Here is a 21,500-nt window from a genome sequence, read left to right as displayed (position 1 = left end):
CGGCTATAATAGCCTCTTTTTTAATTGCTTTTTCTAACATATTTTGTCCAAATTTAAGTGACGATTATTCGTCAACCTATTTTAGGACAAGACACTGAAACGCTGTGCTAATCCTGTTGGGTTTTCATCATCACCTGTTACACTTTCAATTTGCGTGATGCCTCTTTTCTTTAATTGCTCTGTCAGGTAATATGCAGTGTCGGCAAATTGGGTGAAAACTAAAACCTTTTCTTTGCTGTGTGTTTTGGTTAATAAGTCGTGCAAAGCATTTAGCTGTCTGTCTTCATCGGGATTCCAGTCTTTTCCGATGTTCAGAATTTTGATAATTTCCTTGCTGTCGTTGATTAAGTTTTGCTGTAAGGAGTTATCAAAAAACTCACTTCTAATCCAGTCGAAACGGTTTTTGTAACTGTCGCTGGCAAAGAGTGTGTAAAGCTCTTTTGCCTTTTGCAGATAGGTTTCTTCTTTCAGAATGAGTTTCAAATGGTTTTCTTCTCCATCCTTATCGGTATCGCTGTCCTCCATGTAATCATCTAAGTTTTGCGAAATGTTTTTACCGATTGGAATTGGCAAATGATTTTGTGCTGCATAAACAAAAACATAATTTCTCAAAATGTGTCTGCTCAATGAAAGTAGAAATGAGTAACCACTACTTTCTAAACGCTTGAACAAATTGGTTCTGCAAAAGCCCATCAACCTGCGACCAGCACGGCTAAAGTTTTGCATTATTTGTTCTTCGTCCTTTGTTGGTTTGATTAAAGGTTTTTCGTTCAAATACTGTTGCAGTCCGTATCTCGGCAATTCCAAATCGTTGATGATGTCAACCACTTTGGTTGAATACAATTTTGCATATTGGTCTTTCGGGTCTTTCGGGTCAAATACATATTCCACACGTTTGGGAATACGGTCGGGGAAATAGGACTTTGAGCCATCGGCAAAAGTCAAAAACTTTCGTCCGTTGGTCGGGTCAGTTTCTGCGTAATTGTTTTTGATGAAACTTCTTGTTCTCCGAACCAAATACAATCGCATCAATTCTCGCCAGTCCTCTGAAAAATGGCTTTTTTCAAATGCCTTGATACTTCTGATAAAGGTTTCTGTATGTTGTGAAGTAAACTGAACTTGTCCGCCAATACTTTCAATGTATCGTTCAGGGCTGATGCCTAAATCTTTGTCGTCTGATATGAACAAACGAAGTTGGTTTGAAAGGTCTAAATAAGTTTTGTTGTATGGCGTTGCAGAAAGCAATATCACTTTACTGTCGTTTTCTTCCAAATATGATTTAATTGCACGATAGCGGCTTCCTTGGTCGTTTCGTAAGTTGTGGCTTTCGTCAATTACCACCAATCGATAACGTCTTAAATTCGGTAAAGTGGTTTGCACTTTACTTTGTGAAATCACTTTTGCTCTTAACTGGTATTTGTGGGCATAATCTTCCCACATTTCCACCAGGTTTTTCGGACAAATGATAAGTGTTTCTAAAAAGAAATCATCTTCAAACAATTTTGCCAATGCAGTTGCAGTAATGGTTTTTCCTAAACCAACCACATCGCCAATCACAACTCCATCTCTTTTGTGCAAATGATGAGCAGCTACTAAAACCGCTTTCTGTTGGAACTCCAATAACTCTTTTTGGAAAACCTTTGGCAACTTAAATTCATTAATACCCGCTCTTGCTTCTCTCGATAGGTGGTAAGCAATTTTCAGGTAGATATGAAAAGGCGAAACCAATCTGTCGGCTGCCCAAGAATTATCTATGATTTCAATAAGTTCTTCTGTAATGTCAATACACCAACGGTCTTTCCAACGGTCGTCAAACCAAGTTGCCAACTTAATGGCTGCATCTTGGTCCATTACGTCAATGTTAAGTTCTCCTTGTTTTGCAAGTCCAGCAAGTGTCAAGTTACTGCTACCCAAAAAGCCAACTACAGGAACTCGTTTATCATCGCTGTAAGCCAAATACAATTTTGCGTGAAGCGTGTAACGCAAATGCAGTTTCACAACTACTTTTTTGTCCTTCATTTGTTGGCTCAACTTCCGCAATGCTTTTTCATCTGCTTCAGTTGGTGTGCCAATAGTCAACTGGTCTTTAAACTCTTGTGCCAGTCGTTTTTTAAGTTTTACTGCTTCGGCTTGGTCAATAATATAGTCTTCGTCTTTTGAAAAGTAGTCACGTAAAATGTCTATTGGCATTTTCTGCATTCCAACAAGCAGTCGGCAAATGCGGTGAACATCGTTCTTGCCTTCAACAACTGTCGCACCCGATAAGCTGTCTATTTTGTCTGCAACTTCTTTCCAACCTCTCAGGTTAAAATATCCCACACAAAAGTCTGTCCGCTTTGATAGTTCAAGCGTTTCATTCAGTCCTTTGGTTAAGTGGTTCTCGATATTATCGTAAATCTTTGGCATTGTCTCACAATATAAATTTAGTCGATTAAATTAAAGAAAATAACCCTGTCTATTTTACTAGTTACTGTCTTTGTGCGTTGGCTAAAAAATGGTACATTGGCTTTTGCGGGCAGGCATAAAATTGAATTAAAAAAAATGTGCGGTGGGGAAAATAAAAAATACAGAATGGTCAGCAATGAGTGTCGGCTTACTCGTTGTCCGTTGAAAATATGGTCTGTATGTTGGTCTCCTTTCAAAATGGTTTGGTTTGTCCTCGTGTTAATGTTTAATTTTTAGTCGTCTGTGTCAATGTAGCAGTGTCGCAATACACTTGCCGGTAACGTTTTGCGGCTTGGCGTAGTGGCGGATTTTTAGCACAAAAGTTCAATCGAAGAACTGCACTTGAACCTACCACAAAACTGTCATACGAAGCACTGCACCCGCCATTACGCCAAACCGCTGTTGGCAGCAGTATTTCTTTTTCGGTCGTCTGTCGTTGCTCCGTTGTCATTGTTTTACTGTCCGATAAGTTTTGAAATTTGGTCTATGATTACAGGTGTCATTGCGTTACCTGCAACTGATTCTAAAATTGTCCTTATTGATTTTAATGATTCCGTAATTATTATGCTTTTGGGTTTGCTTGATTTCTTTTGAATTTCAATTGTCTGTATTTCGCTTAATAATTCGCTTTGAAGTTCATTTGAAAGGTTTAGTGAGTCTTTGATGTCATTGAGCTGTGAAACAATTTTTTCGATGTCAACTGCTGTCTGAGTGTTGTAATTAAAATTTATTGTTGAGTTTGTTGTCCCTTGTTGCAAAGTTGAATTAGTCATTGTCCCTATGTTAATGATATTGAGCGGTAAAAAATGCTCGGTCGGCTTGCTGGGATTTTCAATGGCTTGTTCTACTTCTTTAATACCCCAATGTGTTAGTCCGATAATGCCACCTAAAGCCCTTGATTCAATAAGATGTTCGCCAATTAGATAATCAACTATTTGACTTGTTTCATCACTATTCAATTTCAGTTCTTTACCAACTTCCCACATATCAAACATTGCTCCCGTATCACCGTTTGATGATTCATAAAGGCAATTGAGAAATAAAAATCTGTTCTTTTTCTTTTGTTCTAATAACATTTTAAGGTTTTTAAATTGTTTCGTAAACTTCGTCTTTGTCCAAGAAGCCGAACTCTTCTATTTGTGGTAAAATCTTGTTCGCAAGTTGTTCGTTTGCCTTGCTCAATTCTTTTAGTTCGTCTGTCGCTAAATTGTGTTCGGTCAAGCAACGTCTTATTTGATACCAACCTGCATCCCAAGTGTCAATTTTCCATTTGTTGGTTGCCATTTGGTTAAGGTTTGAATAAAAGAGTTTGTAAACAGTTTTGGCTTTTTCGATCACATGTTTTGCTTGGTGCGACAAGTCGTTTTGTGAAAGCCAATCCGCAACAAAGCGGTTTTGGTCGTTTACGATTTGAAGTTTAAAATCAGGGTCTTTGATTTCCCATTGTTTGATTTCTTCAAGTCGGAAAGGGTAGAAGTTGTTTTTTATTTGGTAAGTGTTGCCTAAATATGAAACGTTCTTTAAAGCTGTCGTTTCGTTTGATGAAGCAAACAAACTCCAAACAACACAATCGTTTAAAAATTCTTTTGTCGGCTCTGTATGAGGAATTAAAAATTGGTTTCTGTCATTAAGCCAAGTTTGTTTCGGTATTTTCTTTACTGCGTGAAGTGCCAACGCTTTTTCAAAGTTGTCTTTGATTACTGAAAATGCTCCTGCACTTGCATTTGGCGATGAGAGCATAACAACATATTTGGCGTGTTGGAAGTCATTACCGTAGCTACAAACTGAAGCTAAAAAATCAGGTCTTGCCCTATGTCGTGTGTCTGTGTTGTCATTCTTTACTGTTATGCCGTTGCTCAATGGCGGTAAGATATAGTCGTTAGAATTTTGTGGTCTTGGAAACCAATTATTCAAAACGTCTTTCTTTTCAATTAGCTGTAAATGTTTAACGCCAATGGTCTGAGCTTCTTCATTTGAAATATCAATTTCAACGGTCTTTGCTTGACTTGTTTTAGACAAATTCCAAATCAAAAACCCGATTGGATATTTCCCTTTTACTCCGTGAAAGGTTGTTGACTTGAACAAAAAACCTTTCTCGAACTTGAAGTTGAAAAACTTATCACGAAATTCTATACTGTCAGGTGCGTTTAAGTATTTCAATTTTGAGAACATTCCCAAATAAGTATTTTTCGGAAGTTCGTGAACTATACGAAACATAAACTGTGCAAAGAGTTCACGTTTTACGTGTCCTGCATCTTCTTTGTCCATTACAAGTTCAACTCTTGTTTTGCTTACACCTTTTTTGCTGTCGCCCTTTGCTCCGCCAACTTGTGCCGTTGCAAATGGTGGATTTATGTAAACTATCCAAGTAATCGTTGGGTCGGCTAACTCGTCTCTTAATTTTTTAGGAAGTTTCCAAGTCGGGGCAAAAGTCAAACCGCCTTTATTAAACACGTTTTCTACATCATCATTCAAGTAGTCGTATTGAAAACAAGTTGCATTTGGAAATACCTTTTTTAGGTGGTCTGCTTCGCTTCCGTGAAGCGTTGACATATACAAGTATTTGTATGCTTCGGCAGGCAAGTGATATTCAAGGTTGCCGGTTCCGGCAGCCATATCCCAAATTCTAAATTTGCCTGATTTAAACCAATTTTTTCCAAGCACTTCGTTCCAATAGTGAACGGCTTTTTGTCCAAAACGCAAAGGCGTATAAAATTCACCTTCAAATCTTCTTTGGCTTTCGTCTGTTAGTCGGTCAAGTTTGGCGTGAATACCGTTAATTGTTTCGGCATTTTCAACATAGTCGTAAACGCTCCAAAAATAATCGTAGTCCTTCATCAGGACTTTTTGCGTTTTTGAGTTCTTGTCTTCAAATGTGAAAACTACTCGGCTGTTGTCTTTGTCAATGATTACCTTGTCACGCTGAATGTTTGCAAGGAAATAAAAAGACGGCTTGTAGCCGTTTACAATGTAAGGTCCAATTACAGATTTCCAATGTTCAAAAACGGCTTCAAAATTTTCTTCGTTGATTACTTTCTTGTCGCCAAAATCCAAAATCATTTGAGGATTTAAAGCGTTGTCAAGATTTTTCTTGAATGCTTCTTGCTCTTGTTTTTTGGTAACTGAATAAACGTGAAGTTTTCCTGTTTCAGGTTCTTTAACCAAATGGTCAACAAGCATTGGGTCGGGCTTGCTTGCTGGTCGTTCCCAATCGTAAGCGTCATTTGTGTAGTAAGTTGTCCACTTACGAGTTTCTGTTAAGGTCGCTTCGTTTTTGTCGGCAAGGCAAATGAAAAACGGAATTGCTTTCTCTACTTCAACGTATTTCAGTCGTCTTATGTAATAAAGTGATTGAGCAAGAATTGTCGCAAGTGCTTTTAGGTTATGAAAGTTCTTGTCTGCCTTAAACTCAAAAAATACTTGTGGTGTATAAAGGTCGTGATGATGCGAAGTGTTGTATTTTATTTTGAAATATGTTGCATAGGTCGCCTTAACAACTTCTTCCGTTGTCGCCTTGTCTAACTGTTTTTTAAATTCTTCAAAAGTCATTTTCTGTCGTCTGTTATTTGTCTATGCACGGTGTCCAATAATATTGCTGCCAACTCCTAAATATACGAATCCATACAGTTCAAGTTATTCCTGAAAAAAACCTCATTATCAAACAGTTAATAAAAAAATAATATCCTTTTTTACCCCCTCTAACAAATCACCCTTTTCCCACTCATTGTCACGCTACTTCTTTCTAATTCTTTATTTCATTAGCAAGCCACCAACCATCCCCATTTATATAAAATAAAAATATTCATTTCCTTTTCAGCTTCCAAAATTTTTTATACGTTATACCTACCCTTCCCCCACCTTTCTCCCACCCTGCTTCGGGTCAACAGCGTTGCGCAACGCTGTTGAGTGCTACTTGTTTCGAATGGGGATCGAAGCATGGTGCCGGATGAAGGTGCGTGAATAACAGCTTTTTTTTGCGGATTCCATATCCAAAAAACAGGGCTAAAAATTTGGAAACGGCCTTTGCGATGTTGTATATTGTATGGTAAAAAATCAATATCATATGGCTACCATTCCTTACTCCTTTATTTCGGGTACTGTAAACGGATTTACTTTTTATGTGGTAAACGGACGACAATTGGTGCGTTCTAAAACTTCTATCAATCACCAACGCTTTTTCTCCGATCCGGCTTTTGCCCCTCAACGCCAATACAGTGAATGGCTGAAAATTGCTTCGCCCATGGCTAGTGCCATTTACCGACAACTGCCGCCACAAAAGGGTTTGCAACAACGCATTACCGGTACTATTATGCGTTGGTTGAAACAGGGTGTTGCTCCTGCTGTTGCTTATGAAAGATTGCAATCCATCTATTTAAACAATAACGGGGAACAGATCTCTACGCTACCGCTATCAAACAAAGAGAAGGAATTTGCTTCTTTCCATTCTGTTACTACTGCGGAATAAATGAACAAAAAATGATTGTTGTTTATTTGCTAACGTCCCTACCTTGCTGTTAACCGATTAATCCTGCAGCCTTACTTATTTCCAGCATACGGTCTAATGGTTTTTTAGCAGCTAAGCGCAGGCTTTCTTCCATTTCTATTTCGGGTAATTCGTATAATAATGTATTGTATAATTTTTCTACCGTGTTTAATTTCATATAAGGACAATCGTTACAAGCACAATTGTTATTAGGGGGTGCGGGTATAAAGGTTTTACCGGGATTGTCTTTTTGCATTTGGTGCAATATGCCGGTTTCTGTTGCTACAATATAAGCTTGGGCGGTATCGGTATGACTGTATTTTAGTAATTGTGTGGTACTGCCAATATAATCGGCTAAGGCCAATACGGGTTCTTCGCATTCCGGATGCGCCAATACTTTGGCTTCGGGGTGGCGCATTTTTAAACGGCTTATTTTTTCCACACTAAATATTTCATGTACCTGGCAGGCCCCATTCCATAATAACATGTTGCGGCCGGTTTTCTTGTTCAAATAAGCGCCTAAATTTTTATCGGGCGCAAATAGAATGGGTGTATCGGGTGGTAAGCTTTCTATAATTTTTTCGGCATTACCCGATGTACAAATAATATCACTCAGGGCTTTTATTTCTGCGGTACAATTAATGTAAGAAATCACTACATGGTTCGGATGTTGTGCTTTGAATGCTTTAAATGCTTCGGTTGGAGCACTATCGGCCAATGAACAACCTGCTTTTAAATCGGGTAATAAAACTTTTTTGGCAGGGTTTAATATTTTGGCAGTTTCGGCCATGAAATGCACGCCGGCGAATACAATAATATCGGCTTGTGTTTTGGCAGCTTGTTGTGCCAATCCCAAACTGTCGCCAATATAATCGGCAATATCTTGTATATCGGGTTCCTGATAATAGTGCGCCAATATAATGGCATTCTTTTCTTTTTTAAGTTGTTCAATAGCATCAAACAAATCTACGGAAGGATTAATATCCACATCTAAAAAACCTTTGTCGTTCAGCGCGGCTTTCGCTTGTGCAATGTTCATAACTCGTGTAATAATGATTTAATAATTATTTATTTAAAAAGCCCTACTACTATTACGGCTGTGTATATCGGGATAACTTTGTTATTCACACTGTGTAAAGTTAATTATTCTGTAGTTATCCCTACTATTCCACATTTCTTCCACATCGTGAAACATTTGTAATTGCTATATTTTATGGGTTTATTCACAAGTGTGTATCAGTATAATGTGCTTTATACACTTTGTGCTTTTAACAGTTTATTCACTGTGAATGAATAGGTGCTAATTTGTGTGGATTATTTTCATTTTTCCATTTTCTCTTTTTTCGGTTCAAGTTATTCTATAATTTATCACACTGTTTTTGGTGATTTTGTCATTTTCTCACAGAAAAATGATTGATTTTCACAGGGTAGTGTGGATAAATTTATTTCTATATAATTATTTATAAATTAAATATAAAATGTTAATAATTTATTTTTTTATACCATAAAAAAAGGTTGCTTTCTTTTTACGAAAACAACCTTTTAAATGATGTATTTTTTTATTAATTAGTTTTAGGACGTTCTAATAATTTAAAGAATTGATCTAACTGCGGTAATATAATAATACGGGTTCTTCTGTTGGCCGCTCTTCCTTCAGGAGTATCGTTTGAAGCAACGGGCATGTATTGACCACGACCGGCTGCAGTAATTCTTTTTGGATCAATACCGTAAGTGTTTTGTAAAATGCGGATAACAGAAGTAGCACGTTTAACGCTTAAATCCCAGTTGTCTAATAATAAACCATTTCTAAATGGAATGCTGTCTGTATTGCCTTCCACCATGAATTCAATATTGGGTTGATTGTTTAATACTTTGGCTACTTTTCCCAATACCACTTTTGCACGGTCGGTTACATCATAGCTGCCGCTTTTAAATAATAGTTTGTCGGAAATATCAATATATACTACATCTTTATCCACTTTAATGTTGATATCGCTATCGTCTAAATTACCCAACACTCCTTTTAAATTCATGACCAATGCCATGTTCATGGAATCTTTTTGTGCAATGGTGGTTTGCAATTGTTGAATGTAACTGTCCTTGGCACTGATATTTTCCATGGATTTTTTAATGCTTTCTGCTTGTGATGCAGAAATAACCGACATATCTTTTAATTGATTCAACACCTGATTATTGTTTTGTTTCAAAAAATCAACCTGTTTATTCAAATCATCAATTTGTCCGGTTAATACAGATTTTTGATTTTGAAGTCCTTTAATTTGATCATTGGCACCTGCTAAATTTCCCTGACAATCGCGGTATTTTTGTTGCAGTTCTAAATATGCCCCATTGAGTTGATTATATTTTTCTTCGGATTGTTTTAATTTTTTAGGACTTACACAGGCAAATAATAAAGTAGCGGATGCTAAGGCCACAAGGCTGGTTGTTTTCATACGAATGTTTTGTTTTTACAGATTAAAAAATGATTAAATAGTTAGCTGTAAATCTATTTACATTTTGGGAATATTATGCTAAGATTAGTGGGTTTTTAGCAATTTGTTAAGCAGTATTGAACGTATCATTAATGCAGATAATAACCGGCTTTTTCAATTTCCAAACGAACCGGTTCAGGCACCAGGTAGCGAATACTTTTTTTCTGTTGAATACATTGGCGGATATAGGTAGCGGAAATATCTAACAGTGGAGCTTTAACAACAGCTACATTTTTAGGCAGCACTTCCGGCATGGTATGATTAGGACGGATATATACCAATACTTGATACTGTTGCAGGATTAGTTGATAATTTTTCCATTTAGGAAGGTTTTGAAAACTATCACTTCCCATCATGACAGCAAATTGGTGTTGCGGATATTTTTCAGATAAATAAGTTAACGTATCAATGGTGTAAGAAGGTTTGGGTAAACCAAATTCCACATCCGATACTTTGATGTGTGTATCATCTTCCGCAATAGCCAATCGGGTTAAATGCAAACGATGAAATTCATTTAATAAAGTGGGAGATGCTTTTAATGGATTTTGCGGACTCACCACCAGCCAAACCTGATCAACCAAGCCTTGGTTAATGATATGGCTTGCAATAATTAAATGGCCGTGATGGATGGGATTAAAAGAACCGAAGTATAACCCAATCTTCATGAAGGTAATTTTTTTTCTTGCGTAATAGGGTCAATCATAATGGTTTCCGCTTCATTTAAGCGCAGGCTTAAGGAATAGCCGGCCACAGCAATAGAGATGGGATCGCCCAAGGGAGCTATTTGTTCTACCTTAATCATTTCACCGGGCACACAGCCCATTTCCATTAATTTAATAAACAGCTCATCGTTTCTAAATTCTTTAATGATGCCTTTCTCTCCTATCTTTAACGCACTCAGTGGTTTCATATAATGGGTTATAACGTAATCAGTTTTGTTATAAAATAACCAATTGTTTTTTCTTTATACAAAAGTACAGCCATTTTATGGGCTTTAATTACGAATTTTGGTATTCATTCATTTATTCCCGTTATGGCTTCCATTTTTTTTCATCAAGCAGATAGAACTTTTCCATTTAAGCAGAAACAAGTATTGAAACAATTCTTAGCCGGTGTATTTACCAAAGAACATCACACTTTAAAAAGGGTTGATTATATTTTTTGCTCGGATGAATATTTATTGGGCATTAATCAACAGTTCCTACAACACGACACGTATACTGATATCATAACTTTCGATTTAACCGAAGATCGTGCAGCCGGAATTGTGGCAGAAATTTATATTAGTGTTGATAGAGTAAAAGCCAACGCCTTGGAACACGATACCCACTTTACTGATGAAATGGTACGTGTATTGGTGCATGGTATTTTACATTTATGTGGCTACAAGGATAAAACCCCCATTGAACAAACCTTAATGCGAGAGAAGGAAGCCGAATACATTAACCTGTTCGAAAGTCTGTAACTTAATTAACTTGTTCCACGTGGAACAAAGGGGTATGATGTTTACCATTCGTGTTCCACGTGGAACAAACACAACCCTGTTTACAAACCTATTATTGGGTGTACATTTGCAAAAAATACTGAGACATGTTTGCTGAATACGATGTGATTGTGGTAGGTGCCGGCCATGCCGGATGTGAAGCTGCTGCCGCTGCTGCCAATATGGGTAGCAAGGTTTTATTAATAACCATGAATATGCAAACCATTGCCCAAATGAGTTGTAACCCTGCCATGGGTGGAATAGCCAAGGGGCAAATTGTGCGGGAAATAGATGCCTTGGGTGGATACAGTGGTATTGTTACCGATAAAAGCATGATTCAATTTAGGATGTTGAATAAAAGCAAAGGCCCCGCTATGTGGAGTCCCCGCGCTCAAAACGACCGCATGTTGTTTGCCGCTACCTGGCGTCAAATGTTGGAGCAAACCCCTAACGTAGATTTTTACCAGGATATGGTGCGCGAATTGATTTTGAAAAATGGAAAAGCCTGCGGGGTGGTGACACAATTGGGACATACCATAGCGGCTAAAGCAGTTGTGGTAACCAGTGGTACCTTTTTAAATGGGGTGATTCATATAGGTGAAAAACAGTTTGGGGGGGGTCGCGTTGCCGAAAAAGCTGCCACCGGCATTACCGAACAATTGGTGGCGCAAGGTATGGAAGCCAGCAGATTAAAAACCGGAACCCCACCCAGGGTGGATGGCCGTAGTTTAGATTATTCTAAAATGGAAGAACAACAAGGCGATACGGAAATTACCGGCTTTTCTTATTTGCCCAACACAGTACCCATTACCGCTGCCCAACAAAGAAGTTGTTATATTACTTATACTAATACTACCGTACACGATATATTAAAAACCGGGTTCGATCGTAGTCCCATGTTTCAGGGAAGAATTGAAGGGGTGGGTCCACGCTATTGTCCCAGCATTGAAGATAAAATCAATCGCTTTGCCGAACGTGATCGCCATCAATTGTTTGTAGAACCCGAGGGTTGGAATACCGTTGAAATTTATGTGAATGGTTTTTCCACTTCTTTGCCTGAAGAAGTTCAAATTCAAGCCTTACAACAAGTACCCGGATTTGAAAACTGTAAAATATTCCGCCCGGGCTATGCCATTGAATACGACTTCTTCCCCCCTACCCAATTAACCCATGCACTGGAAACCAAGGCCATACAAAATTTGTTCTTTGCCGGACAAATTAATGGAACTACCGGTTATGAGGAAGCCGCTTGTCAGGGTATTATGGCCGGCATGAATGCGCATTTAAAAATTAATGGTCAAGCCCCCTTTATTTTAAAAAGAAGTGAAGCCTATATTGGGGTATTGATAGATGATTTAATTAGTAAGGGAACCGAAGAACCTTACCGTATGTTTACCAGCCGGGCAGAATACAGAACCCTGCTGCGGCAAGATAATGCCGACCTGCGCCTTACGGAAATCAGTTACCGCTTGGGCTTGGCTTCGCAGGAAAGAATGGAAGGCGTTCGGAAAAAACAAGCTGCCGTTGCCGCCATTACCGAACAATTGCAACAATATGCCATTGAGCCGGATGCCATTAACGAGTATTTAAACAGCATACAATCGGCCCCACTTTCCGAAAAACAAAAGGCGGCTAAATTGTTGTTACGCCCTTCCGTTACTTTAACCGATATGCTGCCCCACCTTACTGACTTACAACAAGGTTTGCAACACCATTTACCGGAGTATTTAGAGCAGGCCGAAATACAAATTAAATATGAGCGCTACATTGCCAAAGAACAGGAACTGGTTGAAAAAATGAATGTAATGGAAGATTTACTGATTCCTGAAAACTTTGATTACGACCGTTTACAAGCCTTGTCCAGCGAAGCACGTCAGAAATTTAAAAAAGTGCAGCCGCGTACCATTGGGCAGGCCGGTAGAATTAGTGGTGTAAATCCCAGCGATATTCAAATATTAATGGTGTATATGGGCCGTTAATGCCTTAATTTTAATACCAAAAAATTGCAATGATGGTATTTGTTCGTTTTAAAACAATGCTCGCCCTGCTTTTAGTGGGTGCAGTATTGGGTTTAAGTGCTTGTCATTCTAAACCCGAATCCATGACGGTGGCTACGTATTTTGCCCCGCAAGATTCCGGCGTACAAACGGCCGGTATTAAAATGATTCCCATACAAACACCGGTAGGCACCTTTAAGGTGTGGACCAAACGCATTGGGAATAATCCCACCGTTAAGGTATTATTATTACACGGTGGCCCTGCCATGACCCATGAGTATATGGAATGTTTTGAAAGCTTTTTCCCGAAAGAAGGCTTTGAAATGATAGAATACGATCAGTTGGGTTCTTATTACAGCGATCAACCCACCGACAGCAGTTTATGGACCATACCCCGTTTTGTGGATGAAGTGGAACAAGTACGCAAAGCTTTGGGATTGAACAATAGCAATTTTTATTTATTGGGAAATTCCTGGGGTGGCATTTTGGCCATGGAATACGCCTTGAAATACCAACAAAACCTGAAAGGGTTAATTGTATGTAACATGATGAGCAGTTGCCCTGCTTATGGTAAATATGCACAAGATGTATTGGCCAAGCAAATGGATCCAAAAGTATTAGATACCATTCGGGCAATAGAAGCCCGGGGCGATTTTAAAAACCCCAAGTACATGGAATTATTGCTGCCTAATTTCTATCACCAGCATTTGTGCCGTTTAGATGAATGGCCCGATCCGGTAAACCGTTCGTTTAAGCATGCCAATGAAACAGTATATACTTTAATGCAAGGCCCCAGCGAGTTTGGCATTGCCGGTCGCTTAGCCAATTGGGATATCAGTAATCGTTTAAAAGAAATTACCGTTCCCACTCTGGTTGTAGGTGCTAAATACGATACCATGGACCCCAATTATATGGAATGGATGAGTAAACAATTCCCGAAGGGCAGTTATTTATATTGTCCCGAAGGCAGCCATTTGGCTATGTGGGATGATCAGCAACATTTTTATCCCGGCGTTATTCAGTTCATAAAAAATGTTGACGCAGGAAAATAGTATTAATATTATTTTATATTTCTATATTTAATAAGCAATGGCTCTGGGTCATTGCTTTTTTTATGGCCTTTAACCGTTAAAATTCTGTTAATCACCGAAAATTGGATGAGCGGTTTTATTCCTTGCTCAAAAATAGTAGCTTTAAAGCTCCTTTCATCAAAACCATATGATTATGAGAAAAATACAACTCCTGTTACTGGGGCTCTTTGTTGTTTTACTGGTACGAGCCCAGGAAACTTTTCCCGTAAACGGAGTAGCCGACCCTCGCACCCGTTCGTATGCATTCATTAATGCCACCATTGTAAAAGATGCACAAACCCCGCCTCTCAGCAATGCTACCCTTTTAATAAAAGAGGGAAAAATTATTGCGGTTGGCAACAACATCAGTATTCCCACAGATGCGGTGGTGGTTGATTGTAAAAACAAATACATTTATCCTTCTTTTATAGATATTTATACGGATTACGGCGTAACTACCCCTACTCGGCAGCCCGGCGGTTTTAACTTTATGGCCCCTGCGCAATTTACTTCTAACATTAAAGGTGCTTATGGTTGGAACCAAGCCATAAAACCACAAGTAAATGCCATTGATCAGTTTAATGCCGACGATAAAAAAGCCGATCCTTTGCGCCAAATGGGTTTTGGTACAGTATTAACCCATGTAAAAGATGGGATAGCCCGTGGAACCGGAGCTGTAGTTACCTTAGCCAATGAAGCCGATAATTTTGCGGTGGTAAAAGAAAAGGCTTCAGCCAATTATTCTTTCAATAAAGGTTCTTCTACACAAAGTTATCCTTCCAGCTTAATGGGTTCCATTGCTTTATTGCGTCAAACCTATTTAGATGCTAAATGGTATAAAACCAAACCTGCTACAGAAGGCACCAATCTATCTTTAGAAGCCTGGAATAATAATCAATCCTTACCCCAAATTTTTGAAGCCGATGATAAATGGAATGATTTACGCGCAGATAGAATTGGCGATGAGTTTGGAGTTCAATATATTATTAAAGGAGGCGGAAACGAATACCAGCGTATGCCGGAAATGATTGCCACAAAAGCAACTTTTATACTTCCTTTAAATTTTCCGCAAGCAATGGATGTGGAAGATCCCAACGATGCCCGTTTTGTGTCGCTGGCCGATATGAAAAACTGGGAATTAGCGCCCACCAATCCTGCAGCTTTTGAAAAAGCCAACATTCCCTTTTGTTTAACCACCAGCGATTTAAAAGATGTAAAACAGTTTTTACCCAACTTACGTAAAGCCATTGCCGATGGTCTTTCGGAAAAAACCGCTTTAGAAGCATTAACCAAAATACCGGCTACTGTTTTAAATATTTATGATAAAGTAGGCAGTATAGATGCCGGCAAATTGGCCAACTTTATTATTACCACCGGGCCCGTATTTGACGATAATACTAAAATTGTTGAGAATTGGATACAAGGAAGAAATTATGCCATTAATCCTGCTGAGTGGAATACGGTAAGCGGAGAATATACCCTTACCCTTCAATCACCCAAGGGGCAACAAACTTATACCCTAATAGTTAAAAACAGCACTACTGCACAAATACAGCAAGCCGATACCGTTCCTATTAAATTAACCTACGATGGTAAAGCCGTTAAAATGCAGTTTGCATTAGAAGGCAATAAAAAAGCAGAAGGCGAAAGACCCCATCGTGCCGGCCAATACTTATTAAGCGGTATGGCATTAAAAGAAAACTGGAGTGGAACCGGCCGCGATGATATGGGCAATGCCTTTACCTGGACTGCCACTTACACCAAGCCTTTGCCTGCTGAAACACCCAATAACCGCAGAAGGATGCAAAGCCGCCCCATGGCTAAAGTAACCTATCCGTTTGATGGTTATGGCTTTGAAGAAATGCCCAAACAACAAACCTTATTAATTAAAAATGGTACGGTTTGGACAAACGAAAAAGAAGGCATTGTAGCAAATACCGATGTATTAATTAAAAACGGTAAAATTGCCAAAGTAGGCAAAAACCTTAGCGACCCAACCGCTACTGTAATTGATGCTACCGGTATGCATGTAACACCGGGTATTATTGATGAGCACTCACATATAGCGGCTGCCTCTATTAATGAAGGGGGTCAATCCGTAACATCTGAAGTGCGCATTGGCGATAACTTAAATCCGGATGATATCAATATCTACCGCCAATTAAGCGGTGGGGTAACAACCTCACATATTCTGCATGGTTCTGCCAACACCATTGGCGGCCAAACACAATTAATTAAATTACGGTGGGGTGCTGACGATGAGCAATTGAAATTTGCCGGTGCAGATCCTTTCATCAAATTCGCATTGGGTGAAAATGTAAAGCGCACCACATCGCCCAATAACAATCGTTTCCCCGATACCCGAATGGGAGTTGAACAAGTAATGGTAGATGCTTTTACCCGTGCATTGGATTATGAAGCCGCCATGAAAAAAGATCCCATTAATACCCGTCGCGATTTGGAATTAGATGCATTGGTAGAAATACTGAACAAAAAACGCTTTATTACTTGTCACTCATATGTGCAAAGTGAAATAACCGCAGCTATGCGGGTGGCCGAGCGTTTTGGATTCCGCTTTAACACTTTTACCCATATTTTAGAAGGGTATAAAGTGGCCGATAAAATGAAAGCCCATGGCGCCAACACTTCTACATTCAGCGATTGGTGGGCATATAAAAATGAAGTAAAAGATGCCATTGCATATAATGCCTCAATTATGCACAAAGTTGGCTTGAATGTTTGTATTAATTCTGATGATGCGGAAATGGCTCGTCGTTTAAATCAGGAGGCCGCTAAATCTATTAAATATGGTGGCATGAGTGAGGAAGATGCGTTTAAAATGGTGACTATCAATCCCGCCAAAGCATTGCATGTGGACAATAAAGTAGGAAGCATAAAAGAAGGAAAAGATGCAGACATTGTTATTTGGTCTGCTAATCCGTTAAGCATTTATGCGGTAGCTCAGAAAACCATTGTAGATGGTATTATTTATTTTGACAGAGAAAGAGATGCCCAAATGCGCAAGAAAATTCAGGAAGAGCGCAATCGCTTAATTCAAAAAATGATTGGCGAAAAAAGAAATGGTGCACCGGTGTTAAGACCACAGCCCAGTTGGCAGTATGTGTTAAGCTGCGGCGATCATGACCATCATGATGGCATGATAACTATTGATATTAGCGAAGATGATGGCGTTTCAGCAGAAACACTGGAAACCCTTTCACAACAAAAATAATTTTCTGAAAGCAACTGCATTCATTCACAAAAAATTAAGCAAACATGAAAACTTTAAAAATATCGCTTCTGCTGGCCGTGTTGCTCATTAACGTAGCCGCCTTTGCGCAAGATGATGTTTCTCCCGCAAAACCCTATATGGGCAAATTATTTATTACCAATGGTACCGTACATGTTGGCAATGGTACAGTAATAGATAAAGCTACCATTGAAGTAGATAAAGGAAAAATCGTAGCCATACATACATCGCAGGTAAGCATACCCGCCGATGCCAGAACAGTAGATGCTACCGGCAAACAAGTGTATCCCGGTTTAATTTTACCCAATACCGATTTGGGTTTAAAAGAAATAGCCAATGGTGTAAGGGGCAGTAACGACTATTTGGAATTAGGCGATTTAAATCCCAATATTCGTTCCATTGTTGCCTATAATACCGACTCAAAAATTATCAATACCCTAAAAGCCAATGGCATACTGTTAGCCAGTGTAACACCCGAAGGGGGCAGCATCAGCGGTTCTTCATCCGTAGTACAATTAGATGCTTGGAATTGGGAAGATGCCGCGTATAAAATGGATAATAACATTCACATGAATATGCCCAGCTTTATACGCCGCCCCGGCAGAAGATTCGGAGCATTTGTTCCGGAAAACATGCCGGACCCGTCAAAAGCAGCGTATGAAAAAATTGAAGAATTGAAAAGCTTTTTCCGTCAGGCCAAAGCTTATTTGGCAGAGCCCAAACATGCACAAACCAACTTAAAGTTTGAGGCTGTAAAAGGTTTGTTCGATGGCAGTAAACATTTATTCATCCATGCCGATCAGGTAAAACAAATGTTGGCAGCCATTGATTTTGCCAAAGAGTTCGGCTTTAAAGTTACCTTGGTTGGCGCCAGCGATTGTTACCAAATTACCGATTTGCTGAAAGCCAATAATATTTCTGTTATTTTAAATCAGGAACACGCCTTGCCTACTACTGAGGATGATGATATTGATCAGCCCTTTAAAACACCGGCCGAATTACAAAAGGCAGGAATTCTTTTTGCTTTGAACGATGCCTTTGATGAAGCTCGTTACCGCAACTTAATGTTTAATGCCGGAACCGCAGCTGCTTATGGTTTAACCAAAGAACAAGCTTTACAGGCCATTACTTTAAACAGTGCTAAAATTTTAGGCATTGATGATAAAACAGGCAGCATTGAAGTGGGAAAAGATGCGAATATTGTGGTAAGTGACGGAGATATATTAGACATGCATTCCAGTATTATTCGTCATGCTTTTATTCAGGGGCGTGAAGTAAGTTTAGAAAACAAGCAAACCGAATTGAATAGAAAATACCTGACCAAATATGGGTTACAATAGTTGATGATAAGAAGCCCAATATGCACAAAAACCAAAAAGAGGTTGCCGCTTCCCCAAATGGCAGCCTCTTTTCTTTTCTGCCTCCCCGCATTTCTATACCTTAGCTGTTATGCAGAAAAAGTTATTTTTATTAGATGCGTTTGCCCTTATTTTCAGGGCATATTATGCATTAATTCGCAATCCAAGGGTAACCAGTAAAGGAAAAAATACCAATGCACAGTTTGGATTTACCAATACATTGATTGAATTGCTGAATAAAGAAAAGCCCACCCACATGGCGGTATGCTTTGATATGGAAGGACCCACAGAGCGCCATACCGATTTTGCGGATTATAAAGCCAATCGCCAGGAAGCACCGGAGGATTTATTGGCCGCTGTTCCTGATATTAAAAGAATTATTGAAGCCTTTAATATTCCCGTTTTAGGAGTACCGGGTTATGAAGCCGATGATGTAATCGGTACCCTGGCTTGGGAAGCCCACGATGCCGGTTATGAAGTATTTATGGTAACCCCTGACAAAGATTATGGTCAGTTGGTACGCAAAGGCATTACCATTTATAAACCGGCTTACCAGGGCGGAACAGTTGAATTATTAGGGCCGAAAGAGGTATGCGAAAAATGGAATATTGATAATATTAGTCAGGTGGTAGATATGCTGGCATTAATGGGCGATGCGGTAGATAATATTCCCGGCATACCCGGTATTGGCGAAAAAACAGCCGCCAAATTGCTGAAAGAATATGGAACCCTGGAAAACATTTTGGCGAATGCCGACAATATTAAAGGTGCTGTTGGCGAAAAAATAAGAAATGGAAAAGATAGTGCCTTAATGAGTAAAAAGCTGGCTACCATTATTACCAATGTACCCATTCAGTTTCATGAAGAAGATTTTAAAGTAAAGCCCTTTAATAAAGAAAAGCTGATAGAAGTATTTACCGAACTGGAATTTAAAACCTTAGGCAAACGCGTATTGGGAGAAGATTTACCAGCCTTTACCACTGCGCCGCAGGCAGTACAAACCGATTTGTTTGGTGCACCGGTAGCAACCGCCAATAGCAGCAAGGGCAAACCGTTGGTGGCCGAAAATGAAACAGCCGTTACGGAAACCTTTGGTTTACAAAACAGCCAAACCGTTCAGCATACCTACCATTTAATACAAACCCCTGCACAAATACAAACGTTATTGCAAAAGCTAATGCAGCAAAATGCCATTGCTTTTGATACGGAAACAACGGGCATTGACCCCAATACTTCACACCCCGTGGGGTTGAGTTTTGCTTATCAACCTCACGAAGCCTATTATGTACCTGTACCCAAAGAGCCCGAAGCAGCCCGGAAATTGTTGCATCACTTTATACCGCTTTTCGAAAGAACCGACGTGTTATGGATTGGGCAAAACATTAAGTACGATATATTGGTTTTAAAATGGCAGGGTATTGAGTTAAAGGGAAAAATTACAGATACCATGCTGGCGCATTATGTGGTAGAGCCCGATGGAAAACACAGTATGGATGCCCTGAGTGAACAATACTTGCGGTATCAACCCATATCCATTGAATCGTTGATTGGAAAAAAGGGGAAAGACCAAGGCAATATGCAGGATGTACCATTGGAAGAGATAAAAGAATATGCAGCTGAAGATGCGGATATTACTTTTCAATTGCAACAAGTACTAATACCATTGGTAAAAGAGAAAAAAGTAGAAAGGGTATTGTATGAAATAGAAAATCCTTTAGTGCCTGTGTTGGCCAATATGGAATATGAAGGCGTTGCCATTGATGTGGACTTTTTAAAATCGTACAGTAAAACATTGGCACACGAAGCCAAAGTGGCCGAAGAAAATGTATATCGATTGGCAGGGGTACGATTTAATTTAGCCTCACCCAAACAATTGGGAGAAGTGCTGTTTGAAAAGTTGCAATTAGATCCTTCTGCCAAAAAAACAAAAACCGGTCAATACCAAACCGGTGAAGATGTGTTAGCAAAATTGGCTTTAAAGGGCCATCAAATAGTAGAAGACATATTAGCGTTTCGGGAACTTACAAAATTAAAGTCAACTTACGTTGATGCCTTGCCGCAGTTAATCCATCCCATTACCGGCAGGGTTCATACGTCTTATGCACAAGCGGTAGCCGTAACCGGCCGATTGAGTAGTAATAATCCTAATTTACAAAACATACCTATTCGCAGTGAACGAGGCCGCGAAATACGCAAAGCATTTATTCCCCGCGAAAAAAACAGAATAATGATGAGCGCCGATTATTCGCAAATTGAATTGCGGATAGTAGCTGCGATTAGTGGTGATGCCAATATGTGCGCTGCGTTTAAAGAAGGAAAAGATATACATGTGGCAACGGCTGCAAAGGTTTATGGCGTACCCGAATCGGAAGTAACGAAAGAAATGCGTTATAAAGCCAAAAGCGTAAACTTTGGAATTATTTATGGACAAGGTGCTTTTGGTTTAGCCGATAACCTGGGCATTTCACGAACCGAAGCCAAAGAAATTATTGACAACTACAAACAGCAATTTCCGGGCATTACCCAATACATGCAAAGCACCATTGCTTTTGCACAAAAAAATGGTTATGTGGAAACCTTGATGGGAAGAAAGCGTTGGCTAAAAGACATTAATTCAGCCAACTTTACCGTTAGGGGTTATGCTGAGCGCAATGCCATTAACTCGCCCATACAAGGAACTGCGGCAGATATGATAAAACTGGCCATGATAAAAATTGCAGCAGACCTGAAAAAACATCATTTGCAGTCGGCTATGATATTGCAAGTGCACGATGAATTGGTATTTGATGTGTTGGAAGAAGAGGTAGAAAAAATAAAGCCCATCATTTTAAATAACATGCGGGAAGCATTAATTCTACCCAATAAAGTACCTATTGAAGCAGAAATAGGTACCGGCAAAAACTGGTTAGAAGCACATTAATT

The 21,500-nt window shown here is 39.3% G+C and carries 14 protein-coding genes; 7 read left to right on the top strand and 7 right to left on the bottom strand.

What is annotated here, in order from left to right; genetic code table 11:
• Positions 1 to 81: 81 nt before the first annotated feature.
• From LX80_RS08355 to LX80_RS08335, 3 genes are all read right to left on the bottom strand, one after another.
• Positions 82 to 2,406 carry an SNF2-related protein gene (locus LX80_RS08355; RefSeq protein ID WP_111295145.1) on the bottom strand — a complete coding sequence of 775 codons (2,325 nt, stop codon included), beginning with the start codon at positions 2,404 to 2,406 and terminating at the stop codon, positions 82 to 84.
• A gap of 494 nt (positions 2,407 to 2,900) precedes the next feature.
• The gene (locus tag LX80_RS08340; protein ID WP_111295142.1) at positions 2,901 to 3,521 is read right to left on the bottom strand and encodes a hypothetical protein; all 621 of its coding nucleotides are present in this window, start codon (positions 3,519 to 3,521) and stop codon (positions 2,901 to 2,903) included.
• A gap of 10 nt (positions 3,522 to 3,531) precedes the next feature.
• Positions 3,532 to 5,994, bottom strand: a complete 2,463-nt coding sequence (locus LX80_RS08335) for a hypothetical protein (protein ID WP_111295140.1) — start codon at positions 5,992 to 5,994, stop codon at positions 3,532 to 3,534.
• A 514-nt stretch (positions 5,995 to 6,508) separates the two neighbouring features.
• On the opposite strand from LX80_RS08335, the gene LX80_RS08330 reads away from it, so the two are divergent.
• Positions 6,509 to 6,910 carry a hypothetical protein gene (locus tag LX80_RS08330; RefSeq protein ID WP_146250432.1) on the top strand — a complete coding sequence of 134 codons (402 nt, stop codon included), beginning with the start codon at positions 6,509 to 6,511 and terminating at the stop codon, positions 6,908 to 6,910.
• A gap of 49 nt (positions 6,911 to 6,959) precedes the next feature.
• Here the strand turns inward: LX80_RS08330 and nadA are convergent, their stop codons facing one another.
• The 4 genes from nadA to LX80_RS08310 all read right to left on the bottom strand — a co-directional run bounded on the left by nadA (position 6,960) and on the right by LX80_RS08310 (position 10,330).
• Positions 6,960 to 7,967 (bottom strand): quinolinate synthase NadA, encoded by a 1,008-nt coding sequence (nadA, locus tag LX80_RS08325; RefSeq protein WP_111295136.1) that lies wholly within the window; start codon positions 7,965 to 7,967, stop codon positions 6,960 to 6,962.
• A 523-nt stretch (positions 7,968 to 8,490) separates the two neighbouring features.
• On the bottom strand, positions 8,491 to 9,381 hold the full coding sequence (locus tag LX80_RS08320) for an OmpA family protein (protein ID WP_111295134.1): 891 nt from the start codon (positions 9,379 to 9,381) through the stop codon (positions 8,491 to 8,493).
• Positions 9,382 to 9,509: 128 nt separating this feature from the next.
• Positions 9,510 to 10,085, bottom strand: coding sequence for a nicotinate (nicotinamide) nucleotide adenylyltransferase (gene nadD, locus LX80_RS08315; RefSeq protein WP_111295132.1), 576 nt, complete (start codon positions 10,083 to 10,085; stop codon positions 9,510 to 9,512).
• The gene (locus tag LX80_RS08310) at positions 10,082 to 10,330 is read right to left on the bottom strand and encodes a FeoA family protein (protein ID WP_111295130.1); all 249 of its coding nucleotides are present in this window, start codon (positions 10,328 to 10,330) and stop codon (positions 10,082 to 10,084) included. Before LX80_RS08310 ends, nadD begins: the two co-directional genes overlap by 4 nt.
• 123 nt (positions 10,331 to 10,453) lie before the next feature.
• On the opposite strand from LX80_RS08310, the gene ybeY reads away from it, so the two are divergent.
• From ybeY to polA, 6 genes are all read left to right on the top strand, one after another.
• Complete coding sequence (ybeY, locus tag LX80_RS08305) at positions 10,454 to 10,885, top strand: rRNA maturation RNase YbeY (RefSeq protein WP_111295128.1); 432 nt, start codon at positions 10,454 to 10,456, stop codon at positions 10,883 to 10,885.
• A 125-nt stretch (positions 10,886 to 11,010) separates the two neighbouring features.
• Entirely contained in the window at positions 11,011 to 12,882 is a 1,872-nt protein-coding gene (gene mnmG, locus LX80_RS08300) for a tRNA uridine-5-carboxymethylaminomethyl(34) synthesis enzyme MnmG (protein ID WP_111295126.1), read from the top strand.
• 29 nt (positions 12,883 to 12,911) lie between these two features.
• The gene (locus LX80_RS08295) at positions 12,912 to 13,952 is read left to right on the top strand and encodes a proline iminopeptidase-family hydrolase (protein ID WP_245898022.1); all 1,041 of its coding nucleotides are present in this window, start codon (positions 12,912 to 12,914) and stop codon (positions 13,950 to 13,952) included.
• Between the two features lie 172 nt (positions 13,953 to 14,124).
• A complete protein-coding gene (locus LX80_RS08290) occupies positions 14,125 to 17,202 on the top strand; it encodes an amidohydrolase family protein (RefSeq protein WP_111295200.1) in 3,078 nt (1,025 codons plus the stop codon).
• Positions 17,203 to 17,246: 44 nt separating this feature from the next.
• On the top strand, positions 17,247 to 18,560 hold the full coding sequence (locus LX80_RS08285; RefSeq protein WP_111295124.1) for an amidohydrolase family protein: 1,314 nt from the start codon (positions 17,247 to 17,249) through the stop codon (positions 18,558 to 18,560).
• A 109-nt stretch (positions 18,561 to 18,669) separates the two neighbouring features.
• A complete protein-coding gene (gene polA / locus LX80_RS08280) occupies positions 18,670 to 21,498 on the top strand; it encodes a DNA polymerase I (protein ID WP_111295122.1) in 2,829 nt (942 codons plus the stop codon).
• Positions 21,499 to 21,500: the final 2 nt, after the last annotated feature.

The sequence above is a fragment of the Hydrotalea sandarakina genome (assembly GCF_003254115.1).
Lineage (GTDB): Bacteria > Bacteroidota > Bacteroidia > Chitinophagales > Chitinophagaceae > Hydrotalea > Hydrotalea sandarakina.
Note: the sequence above shows the minus strand (reverse complement) of the source record. Positions and strands in the feature narration are given on the sequence as shown.

What these genes read in the sequence shown, in the direction of transcription:
- LX80_RS08330 (WP_146250432.1), top strand. Translation starts at nt 6,509, where the DNA reads ATGGCTACCATTCCTTACTCCTTTATTTCGGGTACTGTAAACGGATTT.
- mnmG (WP_111295126.1), top strand. Translation starts at nt 11,011, where the DNA reads ATGTTTGCTGAATACGATGTGATTGTGGTAGGTGCCGGCCATGCCGGA.
- LX80_RS08335 (WP_111295140.1), bottom strand. Translation starts at nt 5,994, where the DNA reads ATGACTTTTGAAGAATTTAAAAAACAGTTAGACAAGGCGACAACGGAA.
- LX80_RS08290 (WP_111295200.1), top strand. Translation starts at nt 14,125, where the DNA reads ATGAGAAAAATACAACTCCTGTTACTGGGGCTCTTTGTTGTTTTACTG.
- LX80_RS08340 (WP_111295142.1), bottom strand. Translation starts at nt 3,521, where the DNA reads ATGTTATTAGAACAAAAGAAAAAGAACAGATTTTTATTTCTCAATTGC.
- ybeY (WP_111295128.1), top strand. Translation starts at nt 10,454, where the DNA reads ATGGCTTCCATTTTTTTTCATCAAGCAGATAGAACTTTTCCATTTAAG.
- LX80_RS08355 (WP_111295145.1), bottom strand. Translation starts at nt 2,406, where the DNA reads ATGCCAAAGATTTACGATAATATCGAGAACCACTTAACCAAAGGACTG.
- LX80_RS08285 (WP_111295124.1), top strand. Translation starts at nt 17,247, where the DNA reads ATGAAAACTTTAAAAATATCGCTTCTGCTGGCCGTGTTGCTCATTAAC.
- nadD (WP_111295132.1), bottom strand. Translation starts at nt 10,085, where the DNA reads ATGAAGATTGGGTTATACTTCGGTTCTTTTAATCCCATCCATCACGGC.
- nadA (WP_111295136.1), bottom strand. Translation starts at nt 7,967, where the DNA reads ATGAACATTGCACAAGCGAAAGCCGCGCTGAACGACAAAGGTTTTTTA.
- polA (WP_111295122.1), top strand. Translation starts at nt 18,670, where the DNA reads ATGCAGAAAAAGTTATTTTTATTAGATGCGTTTGCCCTTATTTTCAGG.
- LX80_RS08320 (WP_111295134.1), bottom strand. Translation starts at nt 9,381, where the DNA reads ATGAAAACAACCAGCCTTGTGGCCTTAGCATCCGCTACTTTATTATTT.
- LX80_RS08310 (WP_111295130.1), bottom strand. Translation starts at nt 10,330, where the DNA reads ATGAAACCACTGAGTGCGTTAAAGATAGGAGAGAAAGGCATCATTAAA.
- LX80_RS08295 (WP_245898022.1), top strand. Translation starts at nt 12,912, where the DNA reads ATGATGGTATTTGTTCGTTTTAAAACAATGCTCGCCCTGCTTTTAGTG.